This is a genomic window from Streptomyces celluloflavus, from assembly GCA_000720995.1.
Lineage (GTDB): Bacteria > Actinomycetota > Actinomycetes > Streptomycetales > Streptomycetaceae > Streptomyces > Streptomyces celluloflavus.
The window spans coordinates 90242-102038 of sequence record JOEL01000002.1 but is presented as its reverse complement, the minus strand read 5'-3'; the positions used below and the strand labels follow the sequence as shown (position 1 = coordinate 102038).

The following is an 11797-nucleotide window of genomic DNA, read 5'->3' as shown; positions in this document are numbered from 1 at the left end:
GGCCGGGGGGGGCGGTGGCTCGGGTCGCTCGTCCGGAGGCCGGTGGCCCGGTCGGTGGCCCGGCCGGGCGGCCGGAGCCGGTGGCGCTGCGCGGCGCGCGCCATGGGGACGCGGCTCGTGGCGTCGGTGGCACATCGCGGCCGTCCGCTTCCCCGTCCGCCCCACGGTGCGTCCGCGTCCGGCCTCAGGCGCCGGCGGAGCGGTCGTCCAGGATGGCCGGCGGCTCATCGTCCATCTCGAAGGCGAGCGGGAACGGGGCATGGCCCGCGAGCCGGAGGTAGCGCACCACCCGGTGGCGGCGGACGGCGCGCGCGGCCCGTACGGAGTCGTTGTGGAAACGGCGCGCCATGGGGACGCGGCGGACCGCGGCGGTGAGTTCGGCGATCGTCTGCGCACCGCCCTCGGCCTCCCGTACGGCCTCCACCTGGGCCTCCTCGCCGAAGATGACCCGCAGCGCCTGGCTCAGCTGGCTCTCGGCGACCTCCCTCTGGTCCTCCTCTGCCTGCCGGGCCTCGTGCGCGGCCTGGTAGAGGACGAGCGAGGCGGCCGGATCGAGGACGCCGGAGGTACCCACCTCCTGGGCAACCGAGGCACGCCGCAGCAACTGCGCGTCCAGGGCGGCGCGTGCCGCGTCGATGCGGGCGTGCAGGCGGTCGAGGCGTCCGGCGGTCCAGCTCAGGTAGACACCGATGACGACCAGGGCGGCCGCGATCCAGATCAAAGTGGTCACGCCGGGTCACAGTACCGGCCGCCCGCTTCCACCCTGAGGTGGAGAACCGGGTGGGAGGTCAACCCACGGCATTCGCCCCTGGCTCCGATTCGCCCGACCGGCCCCGGCACCTAGCGTTTTGCGCAGGACGCCGTACCCGCGCAGACCAGGAGGCCCGGCCATGGAACAGTTCCCGTCGCAGACCGCCCGCAGCGCCGGCCCGCCTCCCCCGGTGCGCTCCCGGCACCGTCTGCTCGGCTCCCTCGCGGTCGATGTGCTGCTGCCGCTGGTGGCCTACTACGCGCTGCGGGCGCAGGGCACGGAGCAGTGGCAGGCGCTGCTGCTCAGCAGCGCGGTCCCGGCGCTGCGCGTCGCCTTCACGATCGTCACCCGCCGCCGGGCGGACGCCTTCGACCTGTTCGTGACCGGCATGCTCGCGGTGTCCGCGGCCACCTCTGTGATCAGCGGCAGCCCGCGGGTGATGCTCCTCAAGAACGTGGGGCTCTCGGTGGCGCTGGGGCTGTGGTTCCTGGGCACCCTGCTCACACCGCGGCCGTTCGCCCACCACTTCAGCCGGCAGCTGCGGGCCGGAGACGCGGCCGAGGAGCGGGAGCGGGCCTGGCGGGATTCCGCCGAGCGGCGGCACACGCTGCGCCTGGTCACCGCGGTCTGGGGCGCCGCGCAACTGCTGGACGCGGCGGTCGGCGCGGTCACCGCCCTGACCCTGCCGGTCGATGTCGTACCGCTGGTCGGCCGCGTGCAGACGCTGGTGCAGCTGGGCCTGGTGACGGCGCTCACCGTCGCCTGTGCCCGGCGCTTCCGGGCCCGGCACGGGCTGTCCCTGTTCGGCACCCGGCCGTCCGCCCCGCTCCCCGTACCGGCTGGGCCCCCGGTCATGTGTGACGCCCGCCTCGCGCATACGTGGCGCGCTCCCGCGGGCACACAGGGGTCGCAGCGCCCCGAAGAACCGCCCGCTTCGATCGGTTCGGTCGCACGGAAAAGGCCGGTCACCCCGGTCGGGCCCGCCGATCCGGTCCCGGGCGCCCCGGCGGCGGGGGTGTTCCGGCACCGGCGGGTGCGCGCGGGTACCGGGCGGCGTGCTCCCGCGCCGCCCCCGGTGTCAGTCCCGGGCCGTTCCCCAGCGGGCGCGCCGGCCCGTCCGCTCGTCCGCCGCCACCGAGGCGGCGCCGTGGGTGACCGTCTCGTACACCGCGAGGATGTCCGCGCCGACCGTCGACCAGTCGAAGCGGCGTACGTGCTTGCTGCCGCGCTCGCGCAGTTCGGCCAGCCGTACCGGGTCGCCGAGCAGCCGGACGGCAGCGGCGGCGAGCGCGTCCGCGTCCTCGTTGGCGAACAGCTCGCCCGCCGCCCCCTGGTCCAGGACCTGGGCGAACGCGTCGAGGTCGCTGGCCAGCACCGGCGCGCCGGCCGACAGCGCCTCCACCAGGATGATGCCGAAGGATTCGCCGCCGGTGTTCGGCGCGACGTACACATCGACGCTGCGCAGCAGCCGGGCCTTGTCCTCGTCGCTCACCATGCCGAGGAATTCGACCCGGGAGCGCAGTTCGGCGGGGAGCGTCGCGACGGCCTCCTCCTCGTCACCGCGCCCGGCCACCAGCAGCCGGGCGTCCGGCACCTCGGCGAGGATCCGCGGCAGCGCCTTCATCAGGACCGGCAGGCCCTTGCGCGGCTCGTCGATCCGGCCGATGAAGCCGATCGTCCGGCCCTGCCATTCGGCCTTCGGCTCCGCACCGGCGAAGAAGTCGACGTCCACGCCGTTGGGGATGACCACCGCGTCGCCGCCGAGGTGTTCGACGAGCGTGCGGCGGGCGTATTCGCTCACCGCGATGCGTGCGCTGATCTTCTCCAGCGCGGGTTGCAGGATCGGATACGCCGCGATCATGAAGCGGGAACGCGGATTCGAGGTGTGGAACGTCGCCACGATCGGACCCTGCGCCGCCCAGCAGGCGAGCAGGCCGACCGACGGCGTACCGGGCTCGTGGATGTGGATGACGTCGAAGGCGCCGTCGTGCAGCCAGCGGCGCACCCGGGCGGCGGACAGGAAGCCGAAGTTGAGCCGGGCGACCGAGCCGTTGTAGGGGACCGGTACGGCGCGGCCGGCCGAGACGACGTACGGCGGCAGCGGTGTCTCGTCGTCCGCCGGGGCCAGGACGGAGACGTCGTGACCGAGCCTGATCAGATGCTCGGCGAGGTCGCGGACGTGGAACTGGACGCCGCCGGGGACGTCCCATGAGTACGGACAGACGATCCCGATCTTCACCGCTGCTCCGTCCGGCCGGCGTCGGCGCCACCGGGTCCGGGGCCCGGGGCACCGTCCCCGCCCCGCGGGGCACCGTTCTCGTCGCGCGGGGCACCGGCTCCGGCGCGGGGCTCCAGGTCGGCGAGCCAGAGGCGCTGGAGCATGTGCCAGTCCTGGGGGTGATCGGCGATACCGGAGGCGAAGGCGTCGGCCAGCGCCTGGGTCATCGCGGCGGCCTTCTCGGCGCGGGTGCCGGTCGGCGGTACGTCGATCTCCGGGTGGACGCGGCCCCGCATGACCGGGGTGTCGTCGTACCAGAGGGTGACGGGCAGCAGCATCGCGCCGGTCTGCACGGCGAGCATCGCGGGGCCGGCCGGCATCTTCGTCGCCTCGCCGAAGAACGTCACCTCTATCCCGGAGCTGGACAGATCGCGGTCGGCGACCAGGCAGACCAGGCCGCCGGCCCGCAGCCGCCGGGCCAGGGTGCCGAAGGCGGCGCCGCCGGTGTGCGGCAGCACCTCCATGCCCAGTCCCTCGCGGTAGGCGACGAAGCGGTCGTAGAGGGACTCGGGCTTGAGCCGCTCGGCGACGGTGGTGAAGGGAACGCCGAGCTTGGTGGTGACCCAGACACCCGCGAGGTCGTAGTTGCCCATGTGGGGCAGGGCCAGGATGACGCCGCGGTCGCTCTTGAGACCCTCCTCCAGGTGGTGCACGTCCTGGGGTGTGAAACCCGCCCTTATCCGGTCCTTGCTCCACGAGGGCAGCCGGAAGGACTCCATCCAGTACCGCATGTAGGAGCGCATACCGGCCCGGGAGAGCTGGGCCAGGCGCTGCGGCGACGCGTCCGGGACGACCCGGGCGAGGTTCGCCTCCAGCCGCAGGACGCCCTTCCCCCGGCGCTTCCAGGCCATATCGGCGATCTGCCGGCCGAGCCGTACGGCGACCGCTTCCGGGAGCTTCTTGACGGTGCTCCAGCCGAGGCCGTAGAGCCCGTCCGTCAGCCTCGCCGTGTCGATCTTCGGCAGGCCGGGCCTCCCGGCGCGCCCGGTCCGCCCCGCCCCCTCCGTCGCCCCGGTCCCGCCGGTTCCTTCGGTCCCGCCACTGCGGCTCATGCGCCGTTCCCCCCTTGGGCGATGGCGTCGGCCTCCGCCGACTCGCGGCGCACCGTCACCACGCGCTGGGCGAGGGTGACGGTGCTGCCGATGGCGACGACCCACAGCGCGATCGGCAGCAGGACCTGGACGCCGGGCACACCGAACGCGTGCAGACCGGACAGGCCGCAGGCGACGAGCGTGATGACCAGCCGCTCGGCGCGCTCCACCAGACCGTTGACGGCCACCGGCAGCCCGATGGCCTCACCACGGGCCTTGGTATACGAGACGACCTGGCCGCTGGCCAGGCAGAAGATCGCCATCGCGCAGAGCACCAGGCTGTCGCCGCGTCCGGCGTACCAGAGGGCGAGCCCGCCGAAGATCGCCGAGTCGGCGACCCGGTCGAGGGTGGAGTCGAGGAAGGCGCCCCAGCGGCTGGAGCGGCCCAGCTGGCGCGCCATATTGCCGTCGACGAGGTCGGAGAAGACGAACAGCGTGATGACGATCGTGCCCCAGAAGAACTCCCCCAGCGGAAAGAAGACCAGGGCGCCGGCCACCACACCGCCGGTCCCGACGAGGGTGACCGCGTCCGGGCTGACCCCGAGACGGATGAGCAGGGCGGCGAACGGCGTGAGAACACGCGTGAAGAACGCACGCGCGTACTTGTTCAGCATGGCCTTCCCGGAGGATCGATTCGGGCCGCGCGGTCAATGGGGCCACCGGCTGGCCCATCGTAGCCAGGCGGCCCCCCGGCACCACGAATGCACCACCGCGCACGGTGCACCGCACGGCTCGCCGGGGCCGCGCCGTGCCCCCGTGCGGCCCAGGGGGTGCTGGCGAAGCTGCGGCCGCCCGGCGGCGCCCTGCCTCGCCCGGACCCCGATGGCCCCTGGTGCCGTCCGCCAGGTCTCCCGGCTCTCCCGGGTCCCGCGGTGCCATGTATGGACGCGGCATGGCCACGGTGGAAAGCTCGAATCACCGCAAAGTGTCGACCTGGAGGCGAGACACATGAGCGAGAAGTCGAGCACATACCCGGGAGCCGCCGGAAGGGCATCGGCGGCCGGCCCGCCCACGGCCCTGCGCAACGTGGTGCTGGTCGGCCACAGCGGTTCCGGGAAGACCACCCTGGTCGAAGCCCTCGCCCTGGCATCGGGCGCGGTCAACCGGGCGGGCCGCGTCGAGGACGGCGGCTGCCTCTCCGACTACGACGAGATCGAGCGCCGCCAGCAGCGTTCCGTACAGCTCTCCCTGGTCCCCGTGGAGTGGGGCGATGTCAGGATCAACCTCTTGGACACCCCCGGATACGCCGATTTCGTCGGGGAGTTGAGGGCCGGTCTGCGCGCCGCGGACGCGGCCCTCTTCGTCGTCTCGGCGGCCGACGGGGTGGCGGGTGCGACCCGCATGGTCTGGGACGAGTGCGCGGCGGTCGGCATGCCGCGCGCGCTGGTCGTCACCCACCTGGAAGCGGCCCGCGCCGACTTCGAGGAGATGACCGAGATCTGCCGCGAAGCGTTCGGCGGGGCGGACCAGGACGCCGTGGTCCCGCTGTATCTGCCGCTCTACGGCACGCCGGGCGCCGACGGCCACTCCCCCGTGCACGGCCTGATCGGCCTGCTCTCCCAGCGGGTCTTCGACTACTCCTCCGGCGAGCGCACCGAACGCGAGCCGACGGCGGACGAGCTGCCGCTGATCGCACGGGCCCGGGCCCGCCTGATCGAGGGGATCATCGCCGAGAGCGAGGACGAGTCCCTCATGGACCGCTATCTCGGCGGCGCCGAGATAGACGTCAAGACCCTGATCGGCGACCTGGAGACGGCCGTCGCCCGGGGCACCTTCCACCCCGTGCTGGCCGCGGCCCCGGCCGCCGACGGCTCCCGGCAGGGCCTGGGCACCGTCGAACTGCTGGATCTGGTCACCGCCGGCTTCCCCACGCCCGCCGAGCGCGACGCACCGGCCGTCACCGGCACCGACGGCGCCCCGTGCCCGCCGCTGACCTGCGATCCCGACGGCCCGCTGGTGGCCGAGGTGGTGAAGACCACCTCCGACCCGTACGTCGGCCGGCTCTCGCTCGTCCGCATCTTCTCCGGCACCCTGCGGCCGGACGAGACGGTGCATGTCTCCGGCCACGGTATGCAGGACCGGGGCCATGAGGACCATGACGTCGAGGAGCGGATCGGCGCGCTGTCCGCCCCCTTCGGCAAACAGCAGCGGCCGCTGTCGCAGGCGAGCGCCGGCGATCTGGCCTGCGTGGCGAAGCTGTCCCGCGCCGAGACCGGCGACACCCTCTCGGGCCGGGACACCCCGCTGCTGATGGAGCCGTGGGCGATGCCGGACCCGCTGCTGCCGGTCGCCATCCAGGCGCACAGCAAGGCCGACGACGACAAGCTCTCGCAGGGCCTGTCCCGGCTGGTCGCCGAGGACCCGACGATGCGGCTCGAACACTGTCCGGACACCCACCAGGTGGTCCTGTGGTGCCTGGGTGAGGCACATGCCGAGGTGGCGCTGGAGCGGCTGCGCACCCGGTACGGCGTCCAGGTCGACACGGTCGCGCACCAGGTGCCGCTGCGCGAGACGTTCGGCGCGCCGGCTTCGGGGCGCGGCCGGCATGTGAAGCAGTCCGGCGGCCACGGCCAGTTCGCGATCTGCGAGATCGAGGTCGAGCCGCTGCCCGGCGGCTCCGGCATCGAGTTCGTGGACAAGGTCGTGGGCGGCGCGGTGCCCCGGCAGTTCATTCCGTCCGTGGAGAAGGGCATACGCGCCCAGGCCGCGCGCGGGGTCGCCGCCGGGCGCCCGCTCGTCGACGTCCGCGTCACGCTGCTCGACGGCAAGGCGCACTCCGTCGACTCCTCGGACGCCGCGTTCCAGACGGCGGGCGCGCTGGCGCTGCGCGAGGCGGCCGCCGAGGTCCGCATCGACCTGCTGGAACCGGTCGCGGAGGTGAGTGTGCTGGTGCCGGACGACTTCGTCGGCCCGGTGATGAGCGATCTGTCGGGGCGCCGCGGCCGGGTGGTGGGCACCGAGCAGTCGGGGGCGGGCCGCACCCTGATACGCGCCGAGGTGCCGGAGATCGAGATCGGCAGGTACGCGGTGGATCTGCCCTCCGTCTCGCACGGCACCGGACGCTTCCAGCGGGTCTACCTGCGGCACGAGCCGATGCCGCCGCAGCTCGCCGCGAAACTCCGCGAACAGCCGGGGAACGGCGCATAGCCGACGCCGGGTCAGCCGCTGTCCCCGCTCAACTCCCTTGGGCCGGACGGCGGCTGTAGGCTGAGGTCACCGGCACGGCAGGTGTGCCGTGGGCGGTATCCGGGAAACAGCCGCATCATCGGATGCGTGCGGTGATGGGGGCGGTAGTGGCAGACAGCTTCGACTTCAGTCCCGGGGCGCAGGTGCCGCTCTCGGGGGGCGCGGGGCAGACGGCGGCGACCCAGGCGCTGGCCTCGGTGGCCTATCGGGACAGCCCGCTCGCCGATATCTCCAAGGCCGATTCCGAGTCCGCCGCGTCCGAGATCAAGAAACCGAAGCTGTCGCTGTTCGAGCCCAATCTCGGCGAGGCGTTCGCGCGTGCCGTCCAGGTGCGGATGCTCGGCGGCGGCCGCAAGGCGCTCATCCCGTCCTTCGGTATCGAACCGCAGATCGTCGTCGAGCACTGCCTGTCCGCCACCCGCGTCCGTAAGCAGCGGGACGCCAAGCTCACCGCCGTGATGGTGCTGTTCGGCCTGCTGTTCCTGCCCGGTGTGCTGCTGTGGCTGGGCTCCTTCCAGCTCAAGAAGATGCTCGCCAAGAGCGAGGGCAAGGGTGTCTCCGCGCTCGGTGGGGTGCTGCTGGCCGCGCTCGCCGGTGTCGCCCTGTTCTTCATGATCAAGCTGCCGTTCGACGGCTTCTGGCCGATCTACGTCCGCGCCATGATCGTCCTCCCGGTCGTCGGCTGGTGGTGGGCCAAGCAGATCTGCGAAACGACCGCGGTGGCGATGCGGAGCGCCTGGTCGGGGCTGCTGGACGGCGGCGGGGTGGCCGCGAAGATCCCCGAGGCGGTGCCGCAGGACCCGAACCACACCTCGGCCGAGACCCTCCGGCAGAATCTCGCCAAAGTCTCCGCCGAGCAGCGCAGCAACGTCGTCTTCTACGCCGGCCCCAAGGGCATTCTCGGTATGGGCACCCGCTGGGGCAGCTGGCAGCTCGCCGAGGAGCTCCGGCCCGCGCAGGAGGGCACCGAGATCCACCCGTTCCGCAGCTGGGACGTCATCCGCGTCATCCACGACCGGCTGCGGCTGCTGGAGCGCAGCCCGCTGCACACCGGCGGATTCCAGCAGCCGCCGTCGGTACGCCACTGGATCGTCGTCCCGGTCGGCGAGAAGGCCAAGGCGGTCTCCCATCCGGACGGCACGGACGTCGAGTCGTACCAGGTCCGCGGGCACGAGATCGAGCGCATCTGCAATGAGCAGCAGTTCGGCAGCGGCAACCGCCACTATCTGGGCGTCCAGTTCGTCCTCTGGGACGGCCAGCTCGTCATCACCCTGATGATCACCGTCACCGTGCTGCACGAGACGCTGCGCATCGAGGTGACCGGCCACGCCCTCGGCCCGGTCAACTCGCTCTTCACGGCCGGGCCGTCGCCCCGTACCAAGACGGTCTCCAAGGTCGTGAAGTTCTGGGAGACGAAGACCCACAACCTCCCGCTCATGCACCCCGGCGAGGTCGTCCGGCTCGCCGCCCGCGCCCCGCTGACCTGGTTCCCCCCGTTGCTGGACTTCCTCGGCGGCAAGCTCACCCTCCCGGAGCCCTTCGGCCTGCGCCATGTCTGGGCCGACAAGCCCTGGCGCCACCGCTTCATGGCCGACGACGCCCTGCGCGCCGCGACCCCCGTGCTGCGTACGGTCCACTCCGCCGCCATGAGCGTCCTGCGGGAGAACGGCGTCGACACAGAGCGCTTCGACAACCGCTCCCTGGCCCTCAGCGGCGTGATCCAGAGCGTCGAGCCGAGGAAGGCGGACGAGTACAACGCGTAGCCGCAGCGCGAGGCGGCCCGTCCCGGCCCCCTACCGGAAGATCCCCGTATGCCCCAGCGAGTACCGCCCCGGCTGCGGGTAGACCGCAAGGCCGTGCGGCCCCTGGCCCACCGGGATCTTGGCCAGCGTCTCGCCGGTGCGGGTGTCCAGGGCGTAGACCTCGGCGTTGTAGCGGCCGGACAGCCACAGGACCTTGCCGTCGGCGGAGACGCCGCCCATATCGGGGCTGCCGCCGCCGCGGATATGCCATTTGTCGACGAGCCGGCCGGAGGCGAAGTCGAGGAGTGAGACGGAGCCCTCGCCGCGGTTGGAGATGTAGAGGTTCTTGGAGTCGCGGCTGACGTAGAGGCCGTGGGCTCCCTTGCCGGTCGGCAGCAGCTTCGGTTCGGCGAAGGTGTCGCCGTTGAGGATCCACACCCCGTCGGCCATCATGTCGGCGATGTACCAGGTCTTGCCGTTCGGCGAGATCTTCACGTCCTGCGGCATCGCGCCCTCGAACGGCAGCTTCTGCTGGTCGATGACCTCCATCTTCTCGGTGTCGACCTTGAGCAGTTCGCCGGAGAACTCGCAGGAGACGATGAAGTACCTGCCGTCGGCCGAGAAGTCGGCGTGGTTGACGCCCGAGCAGGTCACCGGCACGGTCTTGCGTTCCTCCATGGTCCGGGGGTCGCGGAAGACGAGTTCCTTGTCCTTCGAGGCCATCACGATCGCGTACTTGCCGTTGGGCGTGAAGTAGAGGTTGTACGGGTCGTGGGCGTCGACGCGGTCGCCGGCCTTGCCGGTAGCCGGGTCGATCGGCGTCAGGTCGTTCCCCCGGTCGTTGTTGACCCAGAGCGTCTTCATGTCCCAGGACGGCACGACGTGCTGCGGCTGCATACCGACCGGGATCGTCTCGATGACCTTGTACGTCTCCGGGTCGATGACGCTGACGCTCTCGGATTCGGTGTTGGGCACGTACACCCGCGAGGGGAAGTCCCGGACCTCCGGTGCCAGCTTGCCGGGCCGGTCCGCCGCGTAGATGTCGTTCTCGTCCAGCACCGGCGGCATCCCGGGCAGACCGGGCTTGACCGCTTTGGCCGGTGCGGGCCTGACGGGGTGCGGGCTGTGCTCGGCGGCCTTGGTCTTGGTGCCGCCGCCGCAGCCGGCCACCGCCAGCGCGCAGGCCACGGCGAGCAGCGCGGCCCGGCGGCCGGTGCGGGACGTCGTGCGGTGGGGGGTACGGGTCCGGTCAGCCATCACGTCACTAGCTCCGTTGTCGTCACCGCACGCAGTCCGCGCCGGTGCAGGCCGTCGAGGATCGGGGGCAGCGCGGCCACCGTGCCGGCGTGCCCGAGGTGGAGGCTCACGATGGACCCCGGGCGGACCCGGTCCAGAACCGTGCGCCGGACGGCCGGTGCGCCGGGGTCGCTCGCGTCGAGGGAGTCCACGTCGTAGGACAGGACGTGCGGATAGCCCGCCTTACGGGCCAGCCGGGTCACCAGATCGGTGGCCCGCTGCGCCTGCGAGGGCCGGAACCAGCTGCCGATGGTGCCGGTGAGCGTGCGCAGCCGCTCGGCGCACCGGCTGATCTCGGCATACGCCGCGTCGGCGGGCAGGGCGCAGATGTTGCGGTGGTGCATGGTGTGGTTGCCCAGCTCATGGCCGCCGTCGAGGATCCGGCGGGCCATCGCGGGCTGCTCGTCGAGCCAGTCGCCGATGGCGAGCACGGTGACCCGGGCACCGGCCCGCTCGGCCTCGTCCAGCAGTGCGGTGGCCGTCCTGGGGTCGCCCCGGCCGTGGAAGGTCAGCGCGACCGCGTGGCCGTCCCGTGGCCCGTGTTCGATCTGGACAGGCATCCCGGGTACCCGTGTCGGCGGCCGGGCGGCGTGCGCCGGGGCGGACGGGACTCCGCCCGGCCGGGCGGAGTCCGGCGCGCTGGGCCGGCCGGAGCGCGGGGCGCCGGGGGTCCGTACGGCCGGGGAGTCCGTACCGGCCGGGGCGCAGCCCGACCCGAGCGCGCCGGTGGCCACGGCCGAGGCGGCCACGCGCAGCACGGAGCGGCGATCCAGGGAGGTCACCACCCCATTAGAGGGGCAGCTAATCCAAGTTTGGGCGATTCGCCCGATTCATACGGGTGCGTGTCGTCCCGGGCGCCCGTGGCGGAAGCGGCTTATGCGGGCCAGGCGTCGGCGAGCATCGCCCGAGTGTCGGCGAGGAGTTGGGGCAGCACCTTGGTGTGGCCGACCACCGGCATGAAGTTGGTGTCCCCGCCCCAGCGCGGTACGACGTGCTGATGCAGATGCGCCGCGATGCCCGCGCCGGCGACGCTGCCCTGGTTCATCCCGATGTTGAACCCGTGCGCCCCGGACGCGGTGCGCAGCGCGGTCATCGCCCGCTTCGTCAGCTCGGCGAGCTCCGCGGTCTCCGGGCCGTCCAGCTCCGTGTAATCGGCGACGTGCCGGAACGGGACGATCATGAGGTGGCCCCCGTTGTAGGGGTAGAGGTTCAGCACCGCGTAAACGTGCTCACCACGCGCGATCACGAGGCCGTCCTCGTCCGACTTCGCGGGAATCGAGCAGAACGGGCAGCCGTCCCGGGCCCCCGGGCCACTCGGCTTGTTCTCCCCCTGGATGTACGCCATCCGGTGGGGCGTCCACAGGCGCTGGAAGGCGTCCTGCGTCCCTACTCCGATCTGCTGCTCCGGCTCACTCGTCATGAAACGCAGCATATGACTTTCCCGGTACGGCGC

General features: G+C 72.3%; 9 protein-coding genes and 1 pseudogene. 3 read left to right on the top strand and 7 right to left on the bottom strand.

Going from position 1 to position 11797, the window contains the following annotated elements:
- Window positions 1–184: 184 nt before the first annotated feature.
- Window positions 185–730 carry a hypothetical protein gene (locus tag IH09_RS02155; RefSeq protein WP_052853522.1) on the bottom strand — a complete coding sequence of 182 codons (546 nt, stop codon included), beginning with the start codon at window positions 728–730 and terminating at the stop codon, window positions 185–187.
- A gap of 160 nt (window positions 731–890) precedes the next feature.
- On the opposite strand from IH09_RS02155, the pseudogene IH09_RS39570 reads away from it, so the two are divergent.
- Window positions 891–1451 (top strand): annotated as a pseudogene (locus tag IH09_RS39570) (VC0807 family protein); the annotation flags it as partial.
- Between the two features lie 378 nt (window positions 1452–1829).
- Here IH09_RS39570 and IH09_RS02145 read toward each other — a convergent pair.
- The 3 genes from IH09_RS02145 to pgsA are packed head-to-tail and all read right to left on the bottom strand — an operon-like array spanning window position 1830 to window position 4734.
- Complete coding sequence (locus IH09_RS02145; RefSeq protein ID WP_052853520.1) at window positions 1830–2990, bottom strand: glycosyltransferase family 4 protein; 1161 nt, start codon at window positions 2988–2990, stop codon at window positions 1830–1832.
- Entirely contained in the window at window positions 2987–4081 is a 1095-nt protein-coding gene (locus IH09_RS02140) for a phosphatidylinositol mannoside acyltransferase (RefSeq protein ID WP_240150931.1), read from the bottom strand. The genes IH09_RS02145 and IH09_RS02140 overlap by 4 nt, the downstream gene beginning before the upstream one ends.
- Window positions 4078–4734 carry a phosphatidylinositol phosphate synthase gene (gene pgsA / locus IH09_RS02135; protein WP_052853519.1) on the bottom strand — a complete coding sequence of 219 codons (657 nt, stop codon included), beginning with the start codon at window positions 4732–4734 and terminating at the stop codon, window positions 4078–4080. Before pgsA ends, IH09_RS02140 begins: the two co-directional genes overlap by 4 nt.
- 334 nt (window positions 4735–5068) lie before the next feature.
- Here pgsA and IH09_RS02130 point away from each other — a divergent pair, with 334 nt between their 5' ends.
- Window positions 5069–7267, top strand: coding sequence for an elongation factor G-like protein EF-G2 (locus tag IH09_RS02130; RefSeq protein WP_052853518.1), 2199 nt, complete (start codon window positions 5069–5071; stop codon window positions 7265–7267).
- A 122-nt stretch (window positions 7268–7389) separates the two neighbouring features.
- Window positions 7390–9069, top strand: a complete 1680-nt coding sequence (locus tag IH09_RS02125; RefSeq protein ID WP_052853517.1) for a hypothetical protein — start codon at window positions 7390–7392, stop codon at window positions 9067–9069.
- Window positions 9070–9099: 30 nt separating this feature from the next.
- On the opposite strand, the gene IH09_RS02120 is transcribed toward IH09_RS02125, so the two are convergent.
- The 3 genes from IH09_RS02120 to IH09_RS02110 all read right to left on the bottom strand — a co-directional run bounded on the left by IH09_RS02120 (window position 9100) and on the right by IH09_RS02110 (window position 11776).
- A complete protein-coding gene (locus tag IH09_RS02120; RefSeq protein ID WP_052853516.1) occupies window positions 9100–10305 on the bottom strand; it encodes a YVTN family beta-propeller repeat protein in 1206 nt (401 codons plus the stop codon).
- Window positions 10305–11126, bottom strand: a complete 822-nt coding sequence (locus IH09_RS02115) for a polysaccharide deacetylase family protein (protein ID WP_052853784.1) — start codon at window positions 11124–11126, stop codon at window positions 10305–10307. Before IH09_RS02115 ends, IH09_RS02120 begins: the two co-directional genes overlap by 1 nt.
- A 92-nt stretch (window positions 11127–11218) precedes the next feature.
- Complete coding sequence (locus tag IH09_RS02110; RefSeq protein WP_052853515.1) at window positions 11219–11776, bottom strand: HIT family protein; 558 nt, start codon at window positions 11774–11776, stop codon at window positions 11219–11221.
- Between the last annotated feature and the right edge of the window lie 21 nt (window positions 11777–11797).

Excerpts from the sequence above, each read along its gene's own strand:
- IH09_RS02140 (WP_240150931.1), bottom strand. The coding sequence starts at position 4,081 with ATGAGCCGCAGTGGCGGGACCGAAGGAACCGGCGGGACCGGGGCGACG.
- pgsA (WP_052853519.1), bottom strand. The coding sequence starts at position 4,734 with ATGCTGAACAAGTACGCGCGTGCGTTCTTCACGCGTGTTCTCACGCCG.
- IH09_RS02130 (WP_052853518.1), top strand. The coding sequence starts at position 5,069 with ATGAGCGAGAAGTCGAGCACATACCCGGGAGCCGCCGGAAGGGCATCG.
- IH09_RS02125 (WP_052853517.1), top strand. The coding sequence starts at position 7,390 with ATGCGTGCGGTGATGGGGGCGGTAGTGGCAGACAGCTTCGACTTCAGT.
- IH09_RS02120 (WP_052853516.1), bottom strand. The coding sequence starts at position 10,305 with ATGGCTGACCGGACCCGTACCCCCCACCGCACGACGTCCCGCACCGGC.
- IH09_RS02110 (WP_052853515.1), bottom strand. The coding sequence starts at position 11,776 with ATGCTGCGTTTCATGACGAGTGAGCCGGAGCAGCAGATCGGAGTAGGG.